Source organism: Corynebacterium sp. Marseille-P3884 (genome assembly GCF_017942225.1).
Lineage (GTDB): Bacteria > Actinomycetota > Actinomycetes > Mycobacteriales > Mycobacteriaceae > Corynebacterium.
In genome coordinates, this window is record NZ_JAGKSD010000007.1 from 124,556 (window position 1) to 148,650 (window position 24,095).

The 24,095-nt window shown below is 62.7% G+C and carries 23 protein-coding genes; 9 read left to right on the forward strand and 14 right to left on the reverse strand.

What is annotated here, in order from left to right:
* Positions 1–18: 18 nt before the first annotated feature.
* Positions 19–348 carry a DUF202 domain-containing protein gene (locus tag J5Y21_RS06155; protein WP_210573691.1) on the forward strand — a complete coding sequence of 110 codons (330 nt, stop codon included), beginning with the start codon at positions 19–21 and terminating at the stop codon, positions 346–348.
* Here J5Y21_RS06155 and J5Y21_RS06160 read toward each other — a convergent pair.
* The 3 genes from J5Y21_RS06160 to J5Y21_RS06170 form a co-directional block, all read right to left on the reverse strand.
* Complete coding sequence (locus J5Y21_RS06160; protein WP_210573692.1) at positions 345–1,649, reverse strand: hypothetical protein; 1,305 nt, start codon at positions 1,647–1,649, stop codon at positions 345–347. The genes J5Y21_RS06155 and J5Y21_RS06160 overlap by 4 nt on opposite strands.
* Before the next feature lie 62 nt (positions 1,650–1,711).
* Complete coding sequence (locus tag J5Y21_RS06165; RefSeq protein ID WP_210573693.1) at positions 1,712–2,311, reverse strand: hypothetical protein; 600 nt, start codon at positions 2,309–2,311, stop codon at positions 1,712–1,714.
* Positions 2,312–2,330: 19 nt separating this feature from the next.
* Positions 2,331–3,461 (reverse strand): MFS transporter, encoded by a 1,131-nt coding sequence (locus J5Y21_RS06170; protein ID WP_210573747.1) that lies wholly within the window; start codon positions 3,459–3,461, stop codon positions 2,331–2,333.
* Positions 3,462–3,593: 132 nt separating this feature from the next.
* On the opposite strand from J5Y21_RS06170, the gene J5Y21_RS06175 reads away from it, so the two are divergent.
* A complete protein-coding gene (locus tag J5Y21_RS06175; RefSeq protein ID WP_210573694.1) occupies positions 3,594–4,328 on the forward strand; it encodes a TIGR02206 family membrane protein in 735 nt (244 codons plus the stop codon).
* Here J5Y21_RS06175 and J5Y21_RS06180 read toward each other — a convergent pair.
* The 3 genes from J5Y21_RS06180 to J5Y21_RS06190 are packed head-to-tail and all read right to left on the reverse strand — an operon-like array spanning position 4,294 to position 7,673.
* Entirely contained in the window at positions 4,294–5,880 is a 1,587-nt protein-coding gene (locus J5Y21_RS06180; RefSeq protein ID WP_210573695.1) for a bifunctional ADP-dependent NAD(P)H-hydrate dehydratase/NAD(P)H-hydrate epimerase, read from the reverse strand. The two genes, J5Y21_RS06175 and J5Y21_RS06180, sit on opposite strands and share 35 nt — an antisense overlap.
* 30 nt (positions 5,881–5,910) lie before the next feature.
* Positions 5,911–6,519, reverse strand: a complete 609-nt coding sequence (locus tag J5Y21_RS06185) for a response regulator transcription factor (RefSeq protein ID WP_210573697.1) — start codon at positions 6,517–6,519, stop codon at positions 5,911–5,913.
* Positions 6,519–7,673, reverse strand: a complete 1,155-nt coding sequence (locus J5Y21_RS06190; RefSeq protein ID WP_210573698.1) for a histidine kinase — start codon at positions 7,671–7,673, stop codon at positions 6,519–6,521. Before J5Y21_RS06190 ends, J5Y21_RS06185 begins: the two co-directional genes overlap by 1 nt.
* Positions 7,674–7,771: 98 nt before the next feature.
* Here J5Y21_RS06190 and J5Y21_RS06195 point away from each other — a divergent pair, with 98 nt between their 5' ends.
* Both J5Y21_RS06195 and J5Y21_RS06200 read left to right on the forward strand, forming a co-directional pair.
* Positions 7,772–8,761, forward strand: a complete 990-nt coding sequence (locus tag J5Y21_RS06195) for an ABC transporter permease (protein WP_210573699.1) — start codon at positions 7,772–7,774, stop codon at positions 8,759–8,761.
* Positions 8,762–9,475: an ATP-binding cassette domain-containing protein gene (locus J5Y21_RS06200; RefSeq protein WP_210573700.1), complete on the forward strand. Its 714-nt coding sequence runs from the start codon at positions 8,762–8,764 to the stop codon at positions 9,473–9,475.
* Between the two features lie 272 nt (positions 9,476–9,747).
* Here the strand turns inward: J5Y21_RS06200 and J5Y21_RS06205 are convergent, their stop codons facing one another.
* The 5 genes from J5Y21_RS06205 to aceA all read right to left on the reverse strand — a co-directional run bounded on the left by J5Y21_RS06205 (position 9,748) and on the right by aceA (position 13,637).
* On the reverse strand, positions 9,748–10,524 hold the full coding sequence (locus J5Y21_RS06205; protein ID WP_210573701.1) for a hypothetical protein: 777 nt from the start codon (positions 10,522–10,524) through the stop codon (positions 9,748–9,750).
* A gap of 57 nt (positions 10,525–10,581) precedes the next feature.
* Positions 10,582–11,394, reverse strand: coding sequence for an Fpg/Nei family DNA glycosylase (locus tag J5Y21_RS06210; RefSeq protein ID WP_210573702.1), 813 nt, complete (start codon positions 11,392–11,394; stop codon positions 10,582–10,584).
* Between the two features lie 23 nt (positions 11,395–11,417).
* On the reverse strand, positions 11,418–11,915 hold the full coding sequence (gene rraA / locus J5Y21_RS06215; protein ID WP_210573705.1) for a ribonuclease E activity regulator RraA: 498 nt from the start codon (positions 11,913–11,915) through the stop codon (positions 11,418–11,420).
* A gap of 107 nt (positions 11,916–12,022) precedes the next feature.
* Positions 12,023–12,244 (reverse strand): hypothetical protein, encoded by a 222-nt coding sequence (locus tag J5Y21_RS06220; RefSeq protein WP_210573706.1) that lies wholly within the window; start codon positions 12,242–12,244, stop codon positions 12,023–12,025.
* A 100-nt stretch (positions 12,245–12,344) separates the two neighbouring features.
* Positions 12,345–13,637, reverse strand: coding sequence for an isocitrate lyase (gene aceA / locus J5Y21_RS06225; RefSeq protein ID WP_210573708.1), 1,293 nt, complete (start codon positions 13,635–13,637; stop codon positions 12,345–12,347).
* Between the two features lie 479 nt (positions 13,638–14,116).
* On the opposite strand from aceA, the gene J5Y21_RS06230 reads away from it, so the two are divergent.
* The 3 genes from J5Y21_RS06230 to J5Y21_RS06240 all read left to right on the forward strand — a co-directional run bounded on the left by J5Y21_RS06230 (position 14,117) and on the right by J5Y21_RS06240 (position 18,821).
* Complete coding sequence (locus J5Y21_RS06230) at positions 14,117–16,321, forward strand: malate synthase G (RefSeq protein WP_210573710.1); 2,205 nt, start codon at positions 14,117–14,119, stop codon at positions 16,319–16,321.
* A gap of 119 nt (positions 16,322–16,440) precedes the next feature.
* Entirely contained in the window at positions 16,441–17,934 is a 1,494-nt protein-coding gene (locus tag J5Y21_RS06235) for a DUF1846 domain-containing protein (protein WP_210573712.1), read from the forward strand.
* A gap of 11 nt (positions 17,935–17,945) precedes the next feature.
* Positions 17,946–18,821, forward strand: a complete 876-nt coding sequence (locus J5Y21_RS06240; protein ID WP_210573714.1) for a rhodanese-related sulfurtransferase — start codon at positions 17,946–17,948, stop codon at positions 18,819–18,821.
* A 6-nt stretch (positions 18,822–18,827) separates the two neighbouring features.
* Here J5Y21_RS06240 and J5Y21_RS06245 read toward each other — a convergent pair whose 3' ends face one another.
* From J5Y21_RS06245 to J5Y21_RS06255, 3 genes are all read right to left on the reverse strand, one after another.
* Positions 18,828–19,358, reverse strand: a complete 531-nt coding sequence (locus tag J5Y21_RS06245; RefSeq protein ID WP_246874998.1) for a hypothetical protein — start codon at positions 19,356–19,358, stop codon at positions 18,828–18,830.
* Positions 19,359–19,383: 25 nt separating this feature from the next.
* The gene (locus J5Y21_RS06250; RefSeq protein ID WP_210573716.1) at positions 19,384–20,340 is read right to left on the reverse strand and encodes a universal stress protein; all 957 of its coding nucleotides are present in this window, start codon (positions 20,338–20,340) and stop codon (positions 19,384–19,386) included.
* 96 nt (positions 20,341–20,436) lie between these two features.
* Positions 20,437–20,895, reverse strand: a complete 459-nt coding sequence (locus tag J5Y21_RS06255; protein WP_210573718.1) for a MarR family transcriptional regulator — start codon at positions 20,893–20,895, stop codon at positions 20,437–20,439.
* A 111-nt stretch (positions 20,896–21,006) separates the two neighbouring features.
* Between J5Y21_RS06255 and J5Y21_RS06260 the strand changes: the two genes are divergently transcribed.
* Together J5Y21_RS06260 and J5Y21_RS06265 are read left to right on the forward strand one after the other, a co-directional pair.
* Positions 21,007–21,402 carry a DUF5318 family protein gene (locus J5Y21_RS06260; RefSeq protein ID WP_210573720.1) on the forward strand — a complete coding sequence of 132 codons (396 nt, stop codon included), beginning with the start codon at positions 21,007–21,009 and terminating at the stop codon, positions 21,400–21,402.
* Between the two features lie 189 nt (positions 21,403–21,591).
* Positions 21,592–23,826, forward strand: coding sequence for a transglycosylase domain-containing protein (locus tag J5Y21_RS06265; protein ID WP_349236958.1), 2,235 nt, complete (start codon positions 21,592–21,594; stop codon positions 23,824–23,826).
* Positions 23,827–24,095: the final 269 nt, after the last annotated feature.

Genomic DNA, 24,095 nt, shown 5'->3' on the forward strand with positions numbered 1-24,095 from the left:
CGGGGGGTGACATAAGAGATGGGGACGACCAATATTCCCGTATCGGATGCCGGACTGCAGCCGGAAAGGACGGCGCTCGCCTGGACGCGCACGGCGCTAGCGATGATGGTGTGCTCGCTGACGCTGCTGCGCTGGTCGGATAATTATTCCGCTTTGGTGTTCGGAGCGATCGGATTGCTGGCGGTGCTCTCTCTACTGATCATCGGGCGCAATCGTGCAGAGTACAGAGCGGAAGCTCAAGGGATCAGCGACGAGCAGCTCGATGCGAATGTATTCGGCGTGTTCGGGATTACTTTAGGAATGGCAGTGCTCGGCGGACTGGGCTTGTACCTCGTGGTGGCGGGCTAGTCCAAGTCCAAAAGGATGGAGAGCACTCCCCTACCGGGCTCGGTGAGCACTGGGTCAGTGGTGGTGGAGGCGGGTTCGTAAATGCCGAGTGCAATGAGCAAATTCACCGTGAAAGACGGGTCTTTCGGTGGGGTGAGAAAGACTGGCGGGATGCCCAAGCCGGCCTTATTCGCAGCCCACGTGAGGACCTGTTCACCGTCGTCATCGTGCTTTATGGCGCAGAAGCGGTAGAACTCTTCCTCGAACATATAAAGCACTGCTTCAGGGCTTGTGGCCAAGTCAAGAGCATCTTCATTGGCCTCGAGCATCCCGTCATTGGTGTCGAGCAGCTCGGCGAACTGAAGGAATGTTCGCAGGGCACCGAGGGCGGGGACGGCTTCTTCGCGGTGGTTGCCGGGAGCGACATTGAGGCTCAAAGCGTCGGAAAGCGAGCGCACGTCTGGTGAGCGCAACTTGCCGCGGGCTGTGAGGCGCACTGGTTCTTCGCAGTGGTAGATGAACGTCCGGATATTCGCGACGATGCGGGTGAACGGGTAGAGAGTATCTTCCAATATTTCCGGGGTGTGCTCGGAGAAGAATTCCGAAAGCGCAGCGATCAACGTCGGATTGCGCTCGGGATTCGGGTCGAGCGACAAGATCTGCTGCAGGTCAGGACGCTCATCCATGAAGGAATCAAATTCGTTCGACATCTCCGGTGCGCTAGGAGTGTCAGAGAAATCATCCGTGGCATCGAGAAAGAGGTTCTCCGCGGTGAAAGCGATGCGCTCTGCAACAGTCGTGTGGTCTGCTTGGGAAAGGCGCTGGATGAGGCGCTCGGGGCTCATCACCGGCATGAAACTCAACAGCAGCGGGGAGACCTTGATGTCGGGGCTCAGACCAGCGGACAGGCGGCGGGCTTCGGTATGAAAGGCCGACATGAGTTCTGGGCCGCCGCACGGCTCGATGACGTCGGGCCCCTGGACGTCGATAAGCATTGGCGAAGGAGTGTCAACGTCCGTGATGCCGAGGATCTCGAGCTTGATATTCCAGTTCGCGGACGTGTCGTAGACGTACGTGACTGAGTCCATGTCGCCGAGCGTGACATCGGCTTCATCGAGCTCGCCGTCGCTCGGATTCGGTGAATACAGAACCGGTTCCCCATCGCTGGTGCCCATATAGAGGTGCGTAGCCATGCCGGAAAATCCGAAGGCGGCGTCGATGACGGGGGCGAATTCCCCGAGATGGACGTCGTCTTCGACATTGATCAGCCGCGAGATTTCCGGGCGTGATCCTTCGAGAGACATGAGCAGCGTGAGGATCATGGTTGTCAGCTTACGGCCCTATGAAACCGATTGCGGGGTGAAAACAGTGGACGATGTCCACTTCAGTCGACAATGCCGCCGAGGAGGACCGCCAGGGCTGGTTCATCGCCGGCGTTGATGATGTGGAGGGTCTTGACGCCTTTCTGGGTAAAACCAACAGTCTCAGGCGCCAAGGAAATATCTTCGAGGTACACGTCCCCGGTGATATTCAAGACCGCGTGCGCGTAGTCCTGATCGACGACGAAGACGAATTCCTCGTGGGGGAGGATGCGCAATTCGGCGGCGATGACATCAGCGCCGAGATCAACCGGGCCCGTTTGCCCGAAGATGGATCCGGCGAAGACGCGCGCCTCACCGGCGTCGGAAGTATTGAAGCCAGTGAGGGTGAACGAGTCCGGAATCTCCCGCTTAGAAGCTGGGATGTCACCACTATTGCCAGCGTCAAGGCTTAGGAGCACGCTGCGGCGCTCGGTGTTCTCTGCCCCGTGATAAAGCACTCCCGCATTCTCGCTATCGGAGAACTCCCATGTGATGGCGGTGGCACCGTCAGCGGGAAGAGTGCCGATGGAATGCCACGCACCCGGGCCGGTGTGCGGTTCGATGGGGAGCGGGCGGACATCAACGTCGGCCGCACCGGGGCGACGTTCCTGCGGGGTGGTCATGAGCCAAAGGCTACATGAGCTAGCGCAGGAGCGGGCGGGCGCGCAGGCTCAGCTCAGCGGAAGCGAGCGCACCCAGCACGGCGGTGACGAGGAGGGTGCCCGGGAGGAAACCGGCATCCACGGGCAGTGAGCCGAGGGCGGAGCCGCTGGCAATTCCGACCTGGAATGTCACCACATAGATCGACGATGCGCGGTTCTGATTCGCATTGCCTGCGAAGAGGAAGACGGTCGTGGCCACGGTGGGAAGACCGCCACCGGCAAGGCCGAGGGAGGCGACGACGAGAACAGCGAGAATGAAGCCAGCAACATAGGAGCCGCTGCTGACGGCCAGAGCGAGCGCGCCAATGAGGCCAGCAAGAACAATCAAGCCAGTGCCGACGATATTCATGCGGATCATGCGCCGGTCCGCGCGACGGCCCGCGGAGATCACACCGGCGATGCCGAACAGGCCGTAGGCGGCCAGACCGATAGCGACGAATTGCATTCCAGCAGTGTGCTGCAAAAACAGGCCCAGATAGGTGTAGGTGCAGAACAGTGCCGTAATGACTAGCGCCAAATAGACCACCAGCGCCGGTAGGGCTGAGCGCTTCTGCTCCCCTGCTGGCTTACCGGCGGGCGGAATCGCGGGCATCGAAGGCAGGAAGAAGAACAACAGCGTGAATGCGAGCACGACAAAAGCCCCGAGAATCCACGTGGCGATGCGCCAGCCGAAAACGCCGCCGAGCATCGTTGTCAGCGGCGAGCCAACCACGAGCGCCATCGTCGAGCCCAATGAGACGACGGCGACGCCCTTGCCGGTCATGCCCGCAGGAGCGAGACGTGCAGCCATTGGGTTGACCAAGGACCAGAACAGACCGTGGGTCAACGCGGCACAGACACGGCCGATCACCAGCACCCAATAGGTTGAAGCGGTCGCCTGCAACACGATGCCGCCGAGCAGAAAAATCAGCGTGGCCATGAACACTGGCTTGCGGTCCAACCGCCGGGTGACCTCCATCAGGGGGATCGTGACCACCGCGACGATCGAGGCGTACACCGTCATGAGCAAGCCCACCTGGCCCTCACTCACACCGAGGTCTCGAGCCATCGGGGTGATCAGACCGACGGCGAACATTTCAAATGTCACGTACACGAACGCCGCAAAGCCCATGGCGGACAGCGGCAGGTACGGGAATGCTGCTTTCGGGGTGGTAGTCACACCGTGTCACGCTAAACGTTTTCTATTCAAATGTCCCACTTGGGTGGTAAAACATTTAAGGATTAGCAGAAATACGGAGAGACGATGCCCTACCAACCCGCCCCATGGACGTCGAAGCACACGGGCCAGACCTACCCGACGATCACGCAGTACGACCAGAAACACCTCATTCTCATGGTCTTTTTCATCATGCTGTGCGGCATCCTCGTCGTGGCGGTCAAGCGGCTCCCGGGTTCCGTGATCAAAGCGTCGCGCAAGGTTGCGGGCGCGATCATGGGGATCATCTCGGTGGCATATTTCCTGTGGGTGCTCAACCCGAAGCGTCTGGTGTGGGATGAGACGGCACCGTTCCACGTCACTGATGCGCTGCGTCTGATCACCCCGCTCGCGCTCGGAACCGGAAATCCGACGGCGACGGCGATCAGCTACTACTGGGGCCTCTTCCTCAACCCGATGGCGCTGTTCTTCCCGGACATGGCATTCGTGCAGGACAATAAAGTGCTGCAGGAGGTCGCGTACTGGTACTTCCACATGGCGGCCAGCGTCGTGCCGGTCGTGCTGACCTTCGGGCTGGGCTACCGCCCGAGCTGGAAAGACTGGCGCATGATCACGGGCGTGACGCTCGCCTGGGGTGCGTTCGCGGCGACGATGAATAAGTTCACCGGCGGCAACTACATGTTTGTCGCCGACCACCCGCGCGGCTGGTCTCCGCTGCAGCTTTTCGGGCGGTGGCCGTGGTACCTGGCCATCGTGGGACCGGGCGTGATCGGGGTCTTCGCGCTGCTTACCGCTGTGTGGAAGCTGCCGGCAGACCGCTGAACTGGTGCAGCTTCGCCGTCGCGGCAGGCACGGCTTGCGCGATGGCTAAGGCGCGGGCCGGTGCCTTGCCGAATTCGGTCTGCGCGGCAAGAGCGCTGGCTACAGCGTGAATGACAACGGGCTGAGTATCCAACAGGAAGGCATCGTTTCCCCAGCGTGCAGCCGCGTTAGCAAGGTGTGCGCCGGTGATTCCGGAGAGCACGTCGCCGGAGCCGGGAGTCGCCGCCCACGAGGTTCCAGCATCGATGACGGAGTCCGTGGATTCATGGCGGGGGTTGGAGATGATCGTGGAGCGCCCCTTGCGCAGCACGATGCAGTTCAGGGATTCGGCCAGGGCGCGGGTCTCGGCTAAGCGGTCTGCGGGAGAGATTCCTTCCGCGTTGCGCAGCCGGACGAATTCGCCGTCGTGAGGGGTCAGCACGGTCTGGGCGGCGCGGCCGCGGAGGAGCTCGCGCAATTCGGGGTCGAGGGAGATCAGGGTGAGGCCGTCGGCGTCGATAAGCAATGGCTCCTCGCAGCCGAGCAAGTACGCGAGTTCGCTGCGCGCCGTGCTGTCGGTGCCCGTGCCAGGGCCGAAGACCCACGCTTGGACGCGGCCGACATCTTCGAGCTTTCGCGTGACGACGACCTCCGGTAGTGCCCGAACCACCTCATCCGCCTGGGGCCCGGCGTAGCGGACCATTGACGGGGAGGCATGAACGGCGCCGGCGGCGGTGAGGATTGCCGCGCCAGGATATGTGTCGCTGCCTGCGCGGATGCCCACGACACCACCGCTGTATTTGTCGTCGTGGAAGCGCGGCTCCATGCTGGGCACATTGGTCGCGGTCAGCGGTGTGAGGCTGTCCGGCCACTGGTGGTCGCCCGGAACTGCGCGGTGGAGCACTGCGGCTGCGTCGAAGGGCGAGAGGTTATCGCTGATGGACTGGCCGTCGGCGAGGTGCGGGTCAGCGAGCAGCTGGATGCCGCATTCGGGGGCCAGGCCATGGGCTACCCGCCAGCCCCCAAAAGTGACTGTGGCGTCGGCGGTGACGTGGAACTCGCCTGTTTCGCCCGTGTTTGCGTCGATGCCGGAAGGCACGTCGACGGCGAGCACGTGCGCGTACCAGTCGGCGAGTCCCTGGATGACGCGGCCGGTCTGCTCGTCGAGGCTGCCGGCGCCCCCAAGACCGGTGAGACCGTCAATAGCGAAGCGGTATTCGCGCACGCCGTCGGGCAATTCTGTGAGCACCGTGCCGCCGACGTTGCGGAAGGCTTCCAGTGCCGGTTCGTGGGCGCTTCCCCACGCCAGCCACGCATTGACGGTGTGGCCGGCTAGGGCGAGCTCAGCACCGGCGTAGAGTGCGTCGCCGCCGTTTCCACCTTTGCCGACCAACAGGAGTGTCTTCCGGTGTTGCCGCAGGTCCGCCAAGGGGTCGGGCCAGGCGAGCATCGCCTCGGCGGCTTCGAAAACGGCGTGAGCTGCGGATTTCATTAGCTCATCGGTGCTGACCTGCGCATCCAGCAGAGGTTTTTCGGCTGCGCGGATTTGTTCGGCTGTGTACGCGTAAACCATGCTGCCCACGGTAGCGGGACAAGCTGTGAGCTACTGGATGATGCGCTTCTGACGTGCCGCGGCGATGGCGGCAGTGCGGTTATCCACGCCGAGCTTGCTGTAGATGTGCACCAGGTGAGTCTTCACCGTCGCAGCGGAGATGAACAGCTGCGTGGCGATGTCCCGGTTGGACGCTCCGGTGGCCAGGGCTTCGAGGATCTCAATCTCGCGGGCGCTCAACGCCACATCGGGGCGCGTGAGACGCTCGGCCAACACATTCGCCACCTGCGGGGACAAGGTGCGCTCCCCCTTCGCGGCGGCGAGCACCGCGGCGCGCAGGTCCTCTTCCGGTGCGTCTTTGAGCACGTAGCCCAGCGCTCCAGCCTCCATCGCACCGACGACATCGGCCTGGGTGTCGTAGGTGGTCAGGATTAGTACGGGCGGGCCGCCGGCGGCCCTGAGTTTTTGAGCCACTTCGATGCCGGTCATGGTCGGCATTTGGATATCGGTGACGACCACATCGACGTCAGCGGGAAGATCGTCAATGGCGGTGCCGTCGGAGCCCTGGGCGACGACCTCGATCTGACCGTCGCTCTCCAGCACGGCGGTAAGGCCGGCGCGGACGACGGGGTGGTCGTCGATAAGCATGATGCGGACCATTAGCCCTCCAGTGGGATTCGTGCCGCGAGCACGGTGCCGCGCGGCGAGCTTTCCAATTCGAGCGTGCCCCCGACCTCGGCGACGCGGGCTCGCAGGCCGGTCAGGCCGTGACCTTCGGGGCGCTTGACCCCCTCACCGTCGTCGAACACATCCACGGTGGCGACATTACCGAGTTTCTCCACAGTGACCACCGCCTTGCCGGCATGCGAATGGCGCACGATATTGCTCACGCCCTCGCGCACGACGCGTTCCACGACATCCGCGGCCTCGCCCGTGATCTGGTCCGCGCCGGGCGCGACGAGGGTGAGGTCAAGCAGGGACTCGATCGCCTTTTGCCGATTGCGTGCCGACGCCGCGACCGCCTCCAGTCGCTCGCTCAGCGGGGCCGCTTCAGGTGAGTTCGCGGCGACGAAACGCCGGGCCTCCGACAAATTCTCGCTGGCGGTCTCCACGATCGTGCCGAGGATCTCCTGCGCCTTGTCTTTGCGCGCCGGGTCCCCGGACTCGAGGTGCCCGGTGGCGACCCGGCCGAAAAGAACAATGCTGCTCAAGCCCTGCGCCATCGTGTCGTGGACCTCGCGGGCCAGGCGCGTGCGCTCCTGGAGCGCGCCAGCTTGGTACTGGCTTTCGGCGAGCTCCATCTGCGTAGCCTCGAGCCGCGCGGCAGTGAGCTTGTAGTGTTCCGCCTCCGCGCGCAGCGCCTGGTACGCGAAGCTGGCAACCACGGCGACGAGGGTGCCGATGGTCGGGCCGATGATGCCCCCGATGCCCGTCTCCGGCGCCATGACCGCGACAGTGAACGCCCCCGCTGCGAGCGACGCGGCGATTCCGACCGGTGCGGGCAAGAGGTAGCAGGCGAGCATGACCAGTGGAAACTCGAGCCAGGCGAAGTCCGGAGAGGCCCACACCAACGCCACCCACAACGCGGCGATGACGGCCAGCCACGACGCACCGGCACCCGTGCGGATCTTCCGTCCGCGGTGGTGCATGACCGTTCCCGCGAGATACAGCGCCGAAAAGAGTGCCACCAGGCACACGGTCAGCGCCGGAACCCGCGAGTGCTGAACGCCGATGAGGCCCACGACGAGCAGCACCGCGACGAGCACGTGCAGGCTCACGCGGAGGAAAGCGAGGACATTGTTGGTGGTTTTCACAATTACTCACCGTATATCTCGAATCAACCGATCGGTTGACTGCTAAATCACCCGCTCACCCGATGTGGGATGACCTGCACAGACGCCAGAATTGAGTCATGTTTGTTGCACTGAGAGATTTACTGAATGCCAAAGGGCGCTTCGGCCTGATCGCCGGCGTGGTCGCTCTCGTGACGTTCCTCGTGGTCATGCTCACCGGCCTCACCGCCGGCCTGGGCAAGCAGAACACTTCTGCTCTCGAGGCCCTCGACCCCGCCGCCGTGACGTTCGACGACGCCGACAACCAGTCCTACACCACCTCCCGCATCGCGAAAGCCGATGAGGGGACCACCCCGCTGGGCACCGGCCAGACGTTGATGTCCCGCGACGACGGCTCGGAGGAATCCGTCGCCATCCTGGGTCTGCCGTCCGGCACCGAGCTGCCCGGCGGCCAGGTCTTGGAGGATCACGCGATCGCGTCCGAGGGGCTCGAGCTTTTCGACGGCGAGTCCATCACTGTCGGCGGCGCCCCCGTCACGGTGAGCGAGCAGGCCGAAGATCTGTACTTCGCCCACTCCCCCGTCCTGTGGGTTCCGACCGAGACCTGGCAGGCCGCCATGCACACCGAGGCAGTGGGCACGGTCGAGCTTTCCGATAATGAAGACACCGCACCGGAGGGTTCCGTCTCCCTGAAGGACTCCTTCCAGGCTCTTCCCGCCTACTCATCTGAGCAGGGCTCCCTGAAGATGATCCAGGGCTTCCTCTACCTCATCTCCGCGCTGGTCACCGTCGCCTTCCTGAGCGTGTGGACCGCGCAGCGCACCCGTGACCTGTCCATTCTCAAGGCCATCGGCGCATCCAACGGCTACCTGCTCAAGGACAGCATCGGTCAGGCCGCGCTCATTCTCGCGCTCGGCGCCCTGATCGGCACCGCCGCTGCTGCCGGCTTGGGCCTGCTGGCTTCCCAGATCGCACCGTTCGTTCTGAGCCCCGCCAGCGTGATCCTTCCGGCACTGGCCATCTGGATCCTCGGCATGGGCGGCGCCGCACTGGCCACCCGTTCGATCTCCCGCGTTGACCCGCAACTCGCACTTGGAGGTGCAGCTTAAATGACGACCGTAACCAAGAACCGCACCACGACCCAGTCCACCACCGGCGCAGCTCCGGCACTGTCGATGACAGATGTCACCGTCACCTTCCCGGACGGCGACGGCCGCATCACCGCACTGGACAACGCCACTCTGCAGGCTGACCCGTGCACCGTCACCTTCGTCGTCGGCCAATCCGGCTCCGGCAAGTCCACCCTGCTGTCCGCGGCCGCAGGCCTGCTCACCCCAGACTCCGGCACTGTCGAGGTCGCTGGTCAGCCGATCAGCGACGAGATCCGCCTCAACCACATCGGCATGGTCTTCCAGCAGCCGAACCTCATCGCCTCGCTGACCGTGCGCGACCAGCTGCTGGTCACCGAGCACATCCGTGGCGTGCGCGGCAAGAAACTGCGCGCCAAGAAGTCCCATGCGGACGACCTGCTCGAACTCGTCGGACTCGAGGGCCTCGGCGACCGCCGCATGCAGCAGCTTTCCGGTGGCCAGCGCCAGCGCGTCGGCATTGCCCGCGCTCTGATGGGCGAGCCGAGCCTCCTGCTTGCCGACGAGCCCACCGCCGCCCTAGACACCAACCGTTCCCAGGAGATCATCGCGCTGCTGCGCAACGTCACCGAGGAACTCGGCCCGGCCTGCCTCATCGTCACCCACGAGACCGAGCTGATCGAGCACGGCGACCGCGTCATCGAGGTCAGCGACGGTCATGTCACCGAGGGCTAGGCGGGCGCGCTAGGCGTTGTTCGGTGAGTCCAGTGGATTCTCCCAGGATCACTGTGCGTTTTCCTCGCGGTCCAGGATGTCAAGGACTTCGCCAATGTTTGTGCAGTCCACTTTCATTCCCATTGGGTAGGTGACCTGCACAAATTCGTCACGCTTTGGGGGCTGTTTCAGGCCAGCTCGAGCGAGGCCATGCGGAGTCCCTTCTTCCGCAATAACCGTAGGGGCGCCCGCCCGCGCTGTCATTGGGGAGAATTCCCCACGACGGAGCGGGACTAGAGCGTCACCCCGCTGAGACGAACATCGATGAGTTCATTGAGGACGCCATCGGCTTCTTGAGCGAGTGCGTCGTTTCCGTCAGGCTGCGCCCACTCGGCAAACTCGATCGGAATGTTCTCAAGAATTGCTTGGCGGGCGTGGCCGTCCGGCCCGTCCTCGACGAGTTCCTTGACGACCTCGGGACGACGCTCCACCCACTCAGCCAACCGACGATCGAGTTCGGGAATCCAGGCTGACCACGGCTCGGACTTCGCGAGTTCAGCAAGTCGCCCCGTCAATGGCGCCTCGGTGTTGAGCTTCGGATGCACCGTCGAACTCTCACGCGGCAGCCAGTCAGGCCAGTGCTGCTCGTCTCGCGGATACCATCCGCCCTTCATTTCATCGCGCCACGTGTCGTCGCTCGGCCGGATATCTGCAGCCGACGCCGGCGGCTCGAACGGCGCTCCGGGATGATCGCCCCAGTACGCACGCGTCGAATGCTCGCGTGTAAAGGTCATGCTGTGGCCGTCAAACTCACCCTGCAACAGAATCCACGCCCCCTTGCCGGGCCCCGATTCACGCCACCGAGCCTTGCTCGCAGCGCTCCGAAGCGCGGGCTTCACACGCTCCTGATGTTCGGTGCCGTCCGCGTCTGTCCACCATTGACGGCTCCAGACGACCGAGTTGCAGAGCGACAAGACACATCGCGCGGAGCTCGCCTCTGCTGGCAACGCTTCACGCCACAGTTCAGCAAACACGGCGTCATTGGCGCGCGGATCCTCGTTGACGTCCACATCGTTTACGCTATCACCTGTGGTGACGCAGCTCAATGGCCATTTTATGGCGGACGGCTACTGGCACTCGGGGCACCAGTACAGCTTTCGGCCCTCGAGCACCTTCGTCTCGATGGGGGTGCCGCACACATAGCAGGGGTCGGTGGCGCGGCGGTAGACGTAGACTTCGCCGCCGTGATCGTCCTTACGGGGTGGGCGGTCCATCGCCTCGGGCGTGTGCTCGGGGCGGACGGTGTCGATGCGGCCGTGGTCGACGCCGTAAGCCATCAACTCGGCCAGGTCGGTCCAGATCGCGTCGAATTGCGCGCGGTCGAGCTGGTTGCCGGGCAGAGCGGGGTCGATCCCCTGCCGGAACAGCACCTCCGCGCGGTAGATATTGCCCACCCCGGCAAAGAGCTTCTGGTCCATCAGCATCGAACCGATGGTGCGTTTCGAACGGTGGACGCGTTCCCACAGGGCCTCAGGCGGGTCCAGCTCGACGATCGGATCGAAGCCGGACTTATCGACGATCGCAGCTGCCTCCCCCGGCGTCATCAGCTCGCATTTCTGCGGGCCGCGCAGGTTGGCGGCTGTCTCTCCGTTGGAGATGTGCAGACGCATCTGGCCCCACTCGTCGGCGGCGGGCTCGAAGCGCAAAGATCCGATCAGCCCGAGGTGGATATAGATCGTGTGCTCGGGTGCGTCCTGTTCGTGCCCGAAGGAGATGAACAGGTGCTTGCCGTGGGCGGAGGCTTCGAGGAGACGCGTGCCGTCGATAAGCGATGCTTCTGTTGCGAATCTCCCCTGCGGGCTGGTCACCTCCACCGGGCCCGAGCGGAAGTCCGCGTTGAGCGTGCGGGCGAGGCGGTGGAGAACGTGACCTTCAGGCATTCCTCCAGGTTACAGGGGATGTTTTACTTGGGCTCGACCGGGTTCTCGGAGACGACGACACCGTCGGAATCGGCGTAGACGTACTCGCCCGGCACGAAGTCGATGCCGCCCAAACGCAGGACGATATTCTCCTTGCCCACGCCGTCCTTCGCGGACTTGCGCGGGTTGGAGCCCAGCGCCTTGCAGCCGAAGTTCATCTTGGCCACCTCGGCCGAATCGCGGATCGGGCCGTTGATGATCACGCCGGCCCAGCCGTTCTTCACGCCCGCTTCTGCGATCATGTCGCCCATGAGCGCGGTGTGCATGCTGGCGTGGCCGTCGACGACGAGCACCTTGCCCTCGCCCGGCGAGTTCAGCGTCTTCTTCACAAGGCCGTTGTCCTGGAAGCAGGAAATGGTGTGGATCTCGCCGCAGAAATCGACGGTGCCGCCGAAATTGCGGAACTGGATATCGCAGCTGCGCACCTCCGTGTCGTGGATATCGGCGATGTCGGCGGTGGGGATGAACTGAATGTCGGCCATGAGGGTGCTCTTTCGGTTCTACGGTGGTTGACGAGTTCCGAGTTTACGCACTAGAACTAGGGCGAGTTAGTCGAATTCGCGCCCTATTTGATGGATGGGCTGGCCGTTTAGCGCCACGCTGCGCGCATTATTTCTTCATCGGAGAGATCAGCGTGGACACGGGCGGTGCGGGCAGAATCTTCCGCGGTGATCTTCCTACGCGGAGCTGGCTCTACAGCGTCTTCGATCTTGCGACGCAGGTATTCGTTCCTAGACAGCCCAAGCTCGGCAGCTTCAGAATCCAGACGTTTCACGGCAGTGTCCGAAATGCCCCGGATCAAAATGTCCATGATCGCCTCCCTGGTGTCTGATATCACGATATCACTCCTAAGGCGACGAAAACCCGCACTGCGCGGTGACAGTGCGGGTTTGATCAGTTCAAGCTAGTGCTTAGAACTGGCCCTCCTCGGTGGAGCCCTTCAGAGCGGTGGTGGAGGAGTTCGGGTCGACGGTGGTGGCGACGCGGTCGAAGTAGCCGGCGCCGACCTCGCGCTGGTGCTTCACAGCGGTGAAGCCGCGCTCGGAAGCAGCCTGGAACTCGCGGTTCTGCAGGTCGACGAATGCCGGCATGCCCTCGCGAGCGTAGCCGTGAGCCAGGTCGAACATGGAGTAGTTCAGGGCGTGGAAGCCAGCCAGGGTGATGAACTGGAACACGAAGCCCATCTTGCCCAGCTCCTTCTGGAACTTGGCGATCTCTTCCTCGTCCAGGTGGGAGGACCAGTTGAAGGACGGGGAGCAGTTGTAGGCCAGGAGCTGGTCCGGGAACTCTTCGCGGACACCCTCGGCGAACTTCTTAGCCAGCTCGAGGTCCGGAGTACCGGTCTCCATCCAGATCAGGTCGGCGTACGGAGCGTAGGACTTCGCACGGTCGATGCAGGGCTCGACGCCGTTCTTGACGTAGTAGTAGCCCTCAGCGGAGCGCTCACCGGTCAGGAACTTCGCGTCGCGCTCGTCGACGTCGGAGGTCAGCAGGGTTGCAGCCTCAGCGTCGGTACGGCCGATGACCACGGTCGGGACGTTGAGAACGTCAGCTGCCAGACGAGCAGAGGACAGGGTACGGATGTGCTGCTGGGTCGGGATGAGGACCTTGCCGCCCAGGTGGCCACACTTCTTCTCGGAAGCGAGCTGGTCCTCCCAGTGGGTACCAGCGGCACCAGCCTGGATCATTGCGCGCTGCAGCTCGTAGACGTTCAGAGCGCCACCGAAGCCAGCCTCACCGTCAGCGACGATCGGGACGAGCCAGTTGTCCACGGAGTCATCGCCCTCGACGCGGGAGATCTGGTCAGCGCGGGTCAGAGCGTTGTTGATGCGACGGACAACGTTCGGCACAGAGTTGGCCGGGTACAGGGACTGGTCCGGGTAGGTGTTGCCGGAAAGGTTAGCGTCACCAGCGACCTGCCAACCGGAGAGGTAGACAGCCTTCAGGCCAGCGCGAACCTGCTGTACAGCCTGGTTACCGGTCAGGGCGCCCAGAGCGTGGATGTAAGAACCGTCGCCCTTGGTGATGCCGTCCCAGAGGATCTCAGCGCCGCGACGTGCGAGGGTCTGCTCCTCGACGACGTTGCCCTGCAGCTCAGCAACCTGCTCTGCGGTGTAGTCGCGGGTTACGCCCTTCCAGCGGGGGTTCTCGTCCCAGTCCTTCTGGATTTCCTGAGCAGTACGAGCCTGTCCAGTGGTGGTCATAGTGCTTGTCCCCTTTCATTGGGTGTGTGATAGAAGCCTCTCACTCCAAAAAGTGAAGTGAGACACGCTCGTGGCGTTCATGCTTAGTATTCCCAAGCGCCACGTGAAACGTCAACAGAAACCCCCGGTTCCGGTTGTGGAGGGGGTGAGTTGACTAGCGGACATGAGCCTCGCACATGGCGAAAATCCCCCCAAACGGGATAGGTGCCTGAAAGGAAAAAGCACTAAGTGCTGCGTGAATGATCGGTTGAATTCAAAACAATGCGTCCAGCGGAGCGGACATGGCCGGGCATCCGGATTCACAATTTCGGGGGTAGTTATAGGGTCATCGAAATAGAAAGTTAACCGCCGGTGACAACAATCACTTAATCTTGAGAACAATGCTTACCTAACACCGCAGAGGCAATGTGGTGTCGGGCGCACTAAGGCACCTTTAGACTGGTGCCATACATTTCAACTGGCTGAAAGGATCTCATTCGATGACTACGCCGCAATTTGAGGATCGCACGGAGCGTGTTGAAGCAGCTGGTCTTCAGGTCGAACGCCCGCTCTACGATTTTGTGACGGAGCAGCTTCTGCCGGAGATCAACATCGAGGCCGAGAAGTTCTGGGCCGACGCTGCGACGTACTTCGCGGACCTGGCCCCGAAGAACAAGGCGCTGCTCGCCCGCCGCGACGAACTGCAGCAGCAGCTGGACGAGCACTACCGCAACAACCCGGGCCAGCCGGATCCGGCACAGCACGAGGAGTACCTGCGTTCCATCGGTTACCTGGTGGATCAGCCGACGGACGGCGCGATCCGCACCGAGAATGTCGACGAGGAATTCGCCAACGTCGCCGGCCCGCAGCTGGTGGTGCCCATCACCAACGCCCGTTTCGCCATCAACGCCGCGAATGCTCGTTACGGTTCGCTGTACGACGCGCTGTACGGCACCGATGTCATCCCGACCGACGACGGCGCTGAGCCGGGCAAGGGATACAACCCAGTCCGCGGCGAGCGCGTGATCGAGTGGGCGCGCACCTTCCTGGACGAGGCAGTGCCGCTCGAGGGAGCATCCCACGCGGACGTCGACTCTTACGAGATCACCGAGGACGGCGACCTGAAGATCATCGCTGGCGGCAACGAGGTCGCGCTGGCAAACCCGGAGGCGTACCTCGGCTACCAGGGTGAGAAGAACGATCCTTCGGGCATCGTCCTGCGCAACAATAACCTGCACCTGATCATCCAGATCGACCGTGAGCACCCGGTGGGCAAGACCGACCGCGCTGGTGTTGCTGACGTTCTGCTCGAGTCCGCTGTGACCGCGATCATGGACTTTGAGGACTCCGTTGCAATTGTTGACGGCACGGACAAGGCTGCCGCGTACGCCACCTGGTTCGGCCTCAACAAGGGCGATATCTCCGAGACCGTGACCAAGGGCGGCAAGACCTTTGAACGCACCCAGGCAGACGACATCACGTTCACCACGAAGGATGGCGCTGAAGAATCGCTGCACGGCCGCGTCATGATGCTGTGCCGCAATGTCGGTCACCTGATGACCAACCCGGCGATCCTGCTCGACGGTGAGGAGGTGCCGGAGGGTTTGCTTGACGGCCTGATCACCGTTGCTGCTGCACTCCCGGGGCTGCGCGAGGACAATCCGCACCGCAACTCCCGCGTTGGCTCTGTCTACGTGGTGAAGCCGAAGCAGCATGGCCCAGACGAGGTTGCATTCACCAACGAGATCTTCGACCGCGTCGAGGAGATCCTCGGCCTGCCGAAGAACACGGTGAAGGTGGGCGTCATGGACGAGGAGCTCCGCACCTCGGTCAACCTGGACGCCTGCATCATGGAGGCAGCCGAGCGCCTCGTGTTCATCAACACCGGCTTCCTGGACCGTACCGGCGATGAGATCCATACCTCCATGCAGGCTGGCCCGATGGTGCGCAAGGCAGATATGCAGACCGCGCCGTGGAAGCAGGCGTACGAGGACCACAACGTCGATGCTGGTCTTGCACACGGCCTGCCGGGTCGCGCACAGATCGGTAAGGGCATGTGGGCAGAGACCGACCACATGGCTGCTCTGCTGGAAAAGAAGATCGGTCAGCCGCGTGAGGGCGCGAACACCGCTTGGGTTCCGTCCCCGACCGGTGCGACCCTGCACGCCACCCACTACCACCAGGTGGATGTCCACGAGGTGCAGGACGAGCTGCGTGCCGCTGGCCGCCGCGACTCCTTGAAGGACCTGCTCACCGTCCCGGTCAACACCGCCGGCGACAACTGGTCCGACGAGGAAAAGGCCGAGGAGCTGGACAACAACTGCCAGTCGATCCTGGGCTACGTGGTCCGCTGGGTCGAGCAGGGCGTTGGCTGCTCGAAGGTGCCGGATATCCACGACGTTGACTTGATGGAGGACCGCGCTACCCTGCGCATTTCCTCCCAGATCCTGGCTAACTGGATCCTGCACGGCGTGGTCACCGAAGAGCAGGTGCTCGACTCGCTCGAGCGCATGGCAGTCAAGGTCGACGAGCAGAATGCCGGCGACCCGAACTACCGTCCGATGGCGAAGGATTACGACGCATCTATCGGCTTCCAGGCGGCAAAGGACCTCATCCTCAAGGGCACTGAGTCCCCGTCCGGTTACACCGAGCCGATCCTGCACGCGAAGCGCCGCGAGTTCAAGGCAGCTAACGGCATCGCTTAACAGCACGAACCGCTGCACGTAGAAGCGCATCATGCCCGCTTGGGCGTGGTGCGCTTCACCTATGCAGGCCTGCGCGCGTATTCTCGCTAGGGATCGACGCGAAGGAGATAGCCGGGAAGATGGTGTACCAAATCGGTTTCGACCGCGGGAAATACATCGACATGCAGTCGGAGCATATCTCGGAGCGTCGAAAAGCAATCGGCGGGAAGCTCTACCTCGAGATGGGCGGCAAGCTTTTCGACGACCACCATGCCTCCCGCGTGCTGCCCGGCTTCACGCCCGACAATAAGATCGCGATGCTCGAGCGCATCAAGGACGAGATCGAGATCATCGTGTGCGTCGGTGCGGGAGACCTCGTGCGGCAGAAGGTCCGCGCGGACCTGGGCATCACGTACGAAGACGAGGTTTTGAGGCTTATCGACGTTTTCCGTGAACGCGGATTCCTCGTCGACAATGTGGTGATCACGCAGTACGAGAGCGGAACTGAGCAGGCAGATGCATTCCGGGACAAGCTGGAGCGCCTCGGTGTGACAGTGAGCCTGCACCACATCATTCCGGGATATCCGAACGATATTTCGCGGATCGTCTCCGAGGACGGCTTCGGCCGCAACGACTACGTCGAGACGTCCCGCGACGTGGTGGTGATGACCGCGCCGGGCCCGGGCTCCGGCAAGCTGGCGACGTGTCTCAGCCAGGTCTACCTGGATAATCAGCGTGGAATTGCAGCTGGCTACGCCAAATTCGAGACCTTCCCGATCTGGAATCTGCCGCTGTCCCACCCGGTGAATCTGGCGTACGAGGCGGCGACGGTGGATTTGGACGATATCAACGTCATTGACCAGTACCACCTAGCGGCTTATGGCGAGCAGGTCTCATCCTACAACCGCGATATCGAGGTCTTCCCACTGCTCAAGGCGCTGCTGCGTGAGGCGACTGGTTCTGAGCCGTACCACTCGCCCACCGATATGGGCGTGAATATGGCGGGGCACTGCATTTCTGATGACGATGCCTGCCGTTATGCCGCGAACCAGGAGATCATCCGCCGCTTTTTGGCTGCGCAAGTGGATGCGCGCCGGGGCGATGTCGACCCGGCAGTGCCCGACCGTGCGGCGAATGTCATGCGCAAGGCGGGAATCTCCGTCGCTGACCGTCCGGTGGTCGCTCCGGCGCTCGCTGTGGCGGAAAAGACGGGCAATCCGGGTGCGGCGCTCGAGCTGCCCGACGGCGAGATCGTCACGGGCAAGACCTCGGATCTGCTCGGGCCGTCGGCGGCTGTGCTGCTCAACGCCTTGAAGAAGCTCGCGGGCATTGACGACGGCATTCACCTTCTCTCCCCCGATTCCATCGAGCCGATCCAGACGCTGAAGACCCGCTACCTGGGTTCGCGCAACCCCCGCCTGCACACCGACGAGGTGCTCATCGCCCTGTCCGCGTCGGCGAATTCCGACGAGAATGCGCGCCTCGCCCTGGAGCAGCTCCAGTCCTTGCGCGGCTGCGACGCGCACATCACCACGATTCTGGGTTCGGTGGACGAGGGCATTTTCCGCAACCTCGGCGTGCTGGCCACCACCGAGCCGCAGTACTGGCGTAAGGCGTTGTACCACCGGCGGTAGACTGGGGCATCATGCCCAGCAAAATCCTGCTCTACTACCAGTTCCGCCCGATCCCGGACCCCGAAGCGATCCGTTTGTGGCAGCGCGATCTGTGCGAGGGGCTGGGGCTCAACGGCCGCATCATCATCTCCCCTGACGGCATCAACGGCACCGTCGGCGGCGACATGGACGCCTGCAAGGCGTACGTGCGCAAAACGAAAGAATACTTCCGCGGCATCGAGTTCAAGTGGTCCGAAGGCGGGGCCGAGGACTTCCCGAAACTCAGCGTGAAGGTGCGCGACGAGATCGTCTCTTTCGGCACGCCGGAAGAATTGCGTGTCGACGACCGCGGTGTCGTCGGCGGCGGCACCCACCTTTCGCCGGAACAGGTCAATGAGTTGGCGTCCTCCCGCGACGATGTGGTCTTCTTTGACGGACGCAATGCCTATGAAGCAGAGATCGGCAAATTCAAGAATGCCGTTGTCCCGGATGTGAATACCACCCACGATTTCATTGCGGAGCTCGAGTCCGGAAAATACGACTGGATGAAAGACAAGCCCGTCATCTCCTACTGCACCGGCGGCATCCGCTGTGAGATCCTCTCCTCACTGATGATCAACCGCGGTTTCGAGGAGGTCTACCAGATCGACGGTGGCATCGTCCGCTACGGCGAGAAATTCGGGAACCAGGGCCTGTGGGAAGGCTCGCTGTATGTCTTCGATAAGCGCATGCACACCGAATTCGGCCCGGAGGACGACGAGGATTTCGTCCAAGTCGGTCATTGCGCACACTGCGGCGAAGCGTCGAACCAGCACTACAACTGCGCGAATGAGCCGCATTGCAGGCAGCAGTACGTCAGCTGCGAGACGTGCCGGGAAAAGAATCCGTACTGCCCGGCGTGCAGTTAGGAAGTTTTAGCTGACACTGTCTTGGGCGAGAATGCCGACGGTGAGGATCAGCCACGCCATCGTGAAGGGCACGATCGGGATCCAGAACACGCCCATCCACGGCACCCATCGCTCATAGCGGTTGAGCTTGCGCACCATGATCACGGCGCATGCCAGCAGTGCCATGACCGGCGGGATCGAGGAGAGAACCGCCCACGCAGTGCGCCAGCCGGAACTGCACAGCCACGTCGCCTCCCCTGCATCGCACAGCGGGCCGCCGGCAAGGCGCGCCACGAGGGCGAGCGCACCGCCGAAGAGCAGTGTGACCAGCACTGTGGCCACGGCGAAGACGATTGCCTGGCGCGTAGAAGCCCGGTTGCGTTCGTTCACCTCGACCGGGTCCGGTTGGTCGGCGAGCTCGTCGAAATCGCGCGGTTCCGGCCGCACCTTGTTGTAGTAGTCGGCCGCCCCGTGAAGGTCGTTCTCCGGGTGCTCTGGAGTGTCCCGGCGCAGACCGGCGTGCGGATTCTCGTGTGGTCGCGGTGTGCTGGTGGACATGCCCGTCAGTGTAGTCCCGAGAAAATCACGGGAAAATGACCACGGGCACGGGAGCGTGGGTGAGGAAGTCCTCTGTGCGCGGATTGGTCAGCACACGTGCCCGCTCGGTGGGCTGGGAGTCGAGGAAGAGAATGTCGCCCTTCTTCCACTTTTGGGAATTCACCACGGCTTTCCATCCGTCGCCGGCGCTGACGGAGGTGTCCACCTCAAAATTCTTCGGCTCCGGAATGCCGAGCTGTGTGGCGGTGTCACTGACACAGTCGCGGGCGCGGTCGAGCAGGGCGAGGGAGGATTCATTCCATTCGTCGATAAGCGGTGCGTGCGCGGTGAATTCCGCTTCGTGCTTGTACGTCTGGCGCGGGGAGAATGCCATGATGCGCAGGTCGACGTCGAGGAGCATGGCTACCAACGCCGCGACCTTGATGCCGCGGGCGGACGCGTCCTTGTGCTCGTCGAGGAATGCGTAATTGACGCGGGTAATGCCCTTTTTCGAGAGTTTGACAGCGCGCGGTGCGAGACCGACGGAGATCGGTGAGTAATGCATCATTGCGTCCGCGGTAGACGTGGCCAAGAAACGGCCCTTCTTCGCCTTCGACTTCGAGCCGAGCAAAATGAGATCGGCCTTGAAACTCTTCGCTTCCGCGGAGATCAGCTCGTGGCGGGGACTTCCGTCCCGGAAGACTGCCCACTGATCGTCCCAGGCTTCGCGCGGAACCTGCTGTTTGAGTGCGTGCCGGATATCGCCGACGCGCTTGTCTTCAGTGTGCTTGCGCCACTTCTTGTATTTCTTGCTGTTCTTGCCGCGCAGCGACGACCACGGGGCGGTGCTGATGACGCGGATCGTGCATTTCGCGGTGCGCGCGAGCCAGGCCGCGAATTCGATGGCCTCTTCCCCCGACTGGTCCCAGCCGACGAGGATGCGCAAAGGACGCTCCTCACCGACGTGCAGGAGGAGCTCAGGAGTGAGGGGGTAAATGTCCATGTAGCGCAGGCGTTAATGTAAGACCAACAACGCCTTAACTTTATATGTCCCCCCACTGTGCAGACAATTCACCCCTGCTGCGAGCAGGGGTTCGCGCTAGTGGAGGTTGCCCGTGTTGTACGTGCGCGCGAGCTCGGCGAGAGCCGGAGTAGCTGCCTTGAGCTGTTCCAGGGACTCTGGGTCGAGGGTCGATATCATCTCGGCGACGTAGCGCGTGCGCTCGTCGGCGACGCGGTTGTGTTCCTTGATGCCCTTATCCGTGATCTCCACCTTCACTCCGCGACGGTCCGTCTCGTCGCGGACGCGGCGCACGAGATCGCGCTGCTCCAGCTGGTGCAGCGTGTTCGAGGCGGTGGGCATGCGGATGCCCTCCTCTTGTGCGAGTTGGCTAATGCGCATCGGGCCGGTCTCGATGAGACGCTCCATGATGGAGAGCTGCGGGCCGGTAATGTCGGATGCCTCGGCAATGCGGAAATAAGCGACGTAGAGCTTCGTGAGGAAGGGACGGATTTCTTTGGCGACGGAGTATGCGTCCTCGACAGGGTTTATTGGCATGCCACCTAGTGTAGGTGCTCAACACCGAAATTAAGAAGCCAAAGCGCATTTTCTTGTACCGAACCATCGGGTGGGTCTATCAACCGCCTCGTGAAGAGTACGCTGGTAGCAATGTTCAAATTGGTTCATATCGTTTCCCACGAATGGGAAAGGCGCTCTGCGCTGCGTGAATTTCGCATAGGAAAGAAGAGCCGGGATGAACTTTGTGATGCGGATTTCCTCCTCCGCGCCGCCGGCGAGCACCACGGAGTCGATTCTGACCGGCCCTGTCCCATTTGCGAGAAAACAATGCGCACTGTCTTGTGGGTCTACGGAGACAATCTCGGGCGCCGTTCCGGGTCCGCGCGCAGCGAAGCAGAAATCGCGGAGCTTATCGACGAGACCGGCGGTCCCTTCACCGTCCACACCGTCGAGGTGTGCGGGCATTGCCGTTGGAACCATCTTTTGAGCACCGCCGAAGCCGTTCCGGTTCCGTCATTCGGCGACGAAGGAAGTACTCTGTCCTAGAGGAATCGAGTAGGCAGGATACTTCAATTGGCACGAGACCTAGATAAAGAGTCCGGCAGCGACTCCGGCAAGAAGAAGCCGGACGCAGCGCGCCGCGACACCGCGAAGAAGAGCACGCAGGGCCGTACCGGGCCGAAGCACAACGAGAAAACCAAGAAAGCTGGTGCTGGGTCGGGTTCTGGCTCGACCGTGAAAGCATCCGCTAAGTCGGAAGATGACAAGGCTAAAAAAGCGCCGGCCACGTCTGGCAAGAGTGCTGCAAAGAAAAAGAAGAAAAAGAGCCGCAAGGGCCAATGGCTCGCGGCTTTCGTGTTGGCGCTCGTGCTCATCATGGCGGTGCCGCTGTCCATTTTCGGCGTGAAATACACCCAGGCGGACTTGCCGCACCCGAGCGAGATTGAAACGGCCCAGGTGTCGACCATCTTCGCCAACGACGGCACGACGCAGCTGGCCCGCATCGTTCCCGCTGAGGGTAACCGCGAGCAGATCCCGCTCGACGAGGTGCCAAAGCATGTCCAGGACGCCGTCCTGGCCGCTGAGGACCGCGACTTCTGGGAGAACTCCGGATTCTCCTTCACCGGTTTCGGTCGTGCTGTGCTCGGTCAGCTCACCGGCGACGCTTCCGCCGGCGGCGGTTCCACGATCACGCAGCAGTACGTGAAGAACACCATCGTGGGCAACGAGCGCTCGTACAAGCGCAAATTCAATGAGCTGGTCTACTCGATCAAGATGACCCGCCATTGGTCGAAGGAAGAAATCCTCGCCGGCTACCTCAACACCATCTACTTCGGCCGCAACGCCTACGGCATTCAAGCGGCCGCCAACGCCTACTTCAGCAAGCCCGCCTCCGAGCTCACCGTTGAAGAAGGCGCCGTGCTCGCAGGCCTCATTCAGCTGCCTAACCAGCTCGATCCGTGGAATAACGAGCAGGACTCCATGAACCGCTGGAACTACGTGCTCGACGGCATGGTCGACATGGGCTCGATCACCCCTGAGGAACGCGCCGGCGCGAAATTCCCGGACACGCGCGACCCGCAGACCTACTCCGCCTACACCGAAGCCTCCGGCCCCAACGGCCTGATCAAGAACCAGGTCATGGCAGAGCTGGAGCAGGTGGGCATCACCGAGGCCGACGTGACCAACCGCGGCCTGCAAATCACCACCACCATCGACCAGCGCACGCAGGACCAGGTGCTCAAGACTTCTGAGGAACAGCTTTCGCTGTTGCAGGAGGACGCGCGCACCGGTGTCGTGGCCATGGACCCGGCTACCGGCGCAATCAAGGGCTACTACGGTGGCGACGACCCCAGCGGCTGGGACTACGCCAACGCCGGCCTGCAGACTGGTTCTGTCTTCAAGATCTTCGGCCTGGCGGCCGCCCTCCAGCAGGGCATCCCGCTGTCGGCGTACTACGACTCGGCTCCGGTGACGGTGGGCGACCGCACCATCGGCAACGACTCCGGTGTCAACGGCGGAGTGACCACCTTGGCCGAGGCACTGAAGAACTCCTACAACACCTCGTTCATCCGCATGCAGTCCGATCTGGACGATGGCCCGATGGACACCGCCGACATGGCCCACGCCCTCGGCGTCGCCCGCGAGCTGCCGAATATTCCGCACACGCTGACCGAGAACGGCGAGACCCCGTACGACGGCGTCATCCTGGGCCAGTACCAGTCCCGCGTCCTCGACATGGCTACCGGCGTGGCCACGCTGATCAACCGCGGCGTGTGGCACCCGCCGCACTTCGTTCAGCGCGTCACCACCGCCGACGGCGAGGTGCTCTATGAATTCGATCCGGAGTACAAGGAGCGCCGCGTGAACAGCCAGGTCGCCGACAATGTCGTCGAGGCGATGCAGCCGATCGCCGGCTGGTCGAATAAGACGCTGGCTGGCGGGCGCCCGTCCATCGCTAAGACGGGCACCGCTCAGATGGGCGATACCGGAAATAACAAGGATGCTTGGATGATCGGCGGCACGCCGCAGCTCTCCGTCGCTGTGTGGGTGGGCACCGCCGATAACACCTCCCCCATCTTCAACCAGTGGGGCGGCAATATGTACGGTTCGATGTCCCCGGGCGCGATCTGGAAAGGCGTCCTCGACGGCGTCCTCGAAGGCCAGGACTACGAACAGTTCCCGCAGGCGAAGCCGATCAACTGGGGCATCAACCCCTACTCGGGCGGCAAGTACGGTGGTAGCACGACACCGAGCTCCCCGACCTACGATTACGGCACGGGCGGGGCAGTTCCGTCGGAGACGCCGGAGGCCGAGAACCCGAATGAACCGGCACCGGCTCCGGATGCTCCCGCTCCCGCTCCTGCTCCCGCACCGCCAGCGCCGGCCCCGGCTCCCGCGCCAGCACCGCCAGCTCAGCGGCAACCGCAAGTGGACATCGGCGGTTTGATCGAAGACCTGGTTGGATAGCGTGACCACGAAGCAGGACCTGCCCCAGCACAACGGCGTGCGGTGGCCCCGGCTCTTTTACACCCCTTGGTGGGTTTCAGAGACAGGGGACGGGGGAAAAGAAGGGGGGGGGGAAACAGAGAGGGGAAGAGGTGGGGGGAAAGGGATAGGCCAACACAAAGTGAAGGAGATTTAACGGGGGACACCCCAAAAGGAGAGAAAATGAGAGATAAGGGGCAGAGAAAAGGAAAAAGAAAAGAAGAAAGAGGAGCAGGGGGGACCATCGAAAG

Bases quoted from the DNA above. Each gene is read 5' to 3' on its own strand.
- J5Y21_RS06155 (WP_210573691.1), top strand. From the start codon at position 19: ATGGGGACGACCAATATTCCCGTATCGGATGCCGGACTGCAGCCGGAA.
- J5Y21_RS06160 (WP_210573692.1), bottom strand. From the start codon at position 1,649: ATGATCCTCACGCTGCTCATGTCTCTCGAAGGATCACGCCCGGAAATC.
- J5Y21_RS06165 (WP_210573693.1), bottom strand. From the start codon at position 2,311: ATGACCACCCCGCAGGAACGTCGCCCCGGTGCGGCCGACGTTGATGTC.
- J5Y21_RS06170 (WP_210573747.1), bottom strand. From the start codon at position 3,461: ATGGGCTTTGCGGCGTTCGTGTACGTGACATTTGAAATGTTCGCCGTC.
- J5Y21_RS06175 (WP_210573694.1), top strand. From the start codon at position 3,594: ATGCCCTACCAACCCGCCCCATGGACGTCGAAGCACACGGGCCAGACC.
- J5Y21_RS06180 (WP_210573695.1), bottom strand. From the start codon at position 5,880: ATGGTTTACGCGTACACAGCCGAACAAATCCGCGCAGCCGAAAAACCT.
- J5Y21_RS06185 (WP_210573697.1), bottom strand. From the start codon at position 6,519: ATGGTCCGCATCATGCTTATCGACGACCACCCCGTCGTCCGCGCCGGC.
- J5Y21_RS06195 (WP_210573699.1), top strand. From the start codon at position 7,772: ATGTTTGTTGCACTGAGAGATTTACTGAATGCCAAAGGGCGCTTCGGC.
- J5Y21_RS06200 (WP_210573700.1), top strand. From the start codon at position 8,762: ATGACGACCGTAACCAAGAACCGCACCACGACCCAGTCCACCACCGGC.
- J5Y21_RS06210 (WP_210573702.1), bottom strand. From the start codon at position 11,394: ATGCCTGAAGGTCACGTTCTCCACCGCCTCGCCCGCACGCTCAACGCG.
- rraA (WP_210573705.1), bottom strand. From the start codon at position 11,915: ATGGCCGACATTCAGTTCATCCCCACCGCCGACATCGCCGATATCCAC.
- J5Y21_RS06220 (WP_210573706.1), bottom strand. From the start codon at position 12,244: ATGGACATTTTGATCCGGGGCATTTCGGACACTGCCGTGAAACGTCTG.
- aceA (WP_210573708.1), bottom strand. From the start codon at position 13,637: ATGACCACCACTGGACAGGCTCGTACTGCTCAGGAAATCCAGAAGGAC.
- J5Y21_RS06230 (WP_210573710.1), top strand. From the start codon at position 14,117: ATGACTACGCCGCAATTTGAGGATCGCACGGAGCGTGTTGAAGCAGCT.
- J5Y21_RS06235 (WP_210573712.1), top strand. From the start codon at position 16,441: ATGGTGTACCAAATCGGTTTCGACCGCGGGAAATACATCGACATGCAG.
- J5Y21_RS06240 (WP_210573714.1), top strand. From the start codon at position 17,946: ATGCCCAGCAAAATCCTGCTCTACTACCAGTTCCGCCCGATCCCGGAC.
- J5Y21_RS06245 (WP_246874998.1), bottom strand. From the start codon at position 19,358: ATGTCCACCAGCACACCGCGACCACACGAGAATCCGCACGCCGGTCTG.
- J5Y21_RS06250 (WP_210573716.1), bottom strand. From the start codon at position 20,340: ATGGACATTTACCCCCTCACTCCTGAGCTCCTCCTGCACGTCGGTGAG.
- J5Y21_RS06255 (WP_210573718.1), bottom strand. From the start codon at position 20,895: ATGCCAATAAACCCTGTCGAGGACGCATACTCCGTCGCCAAAGAAATC.
- J5Y21_RS06260 (WP_210573720.1), top strand. From the start codon at position 21,007: ATGTTCAAATTGGTTCATATCGTTTCCCACGAATGGGAAAGGCGCTCT.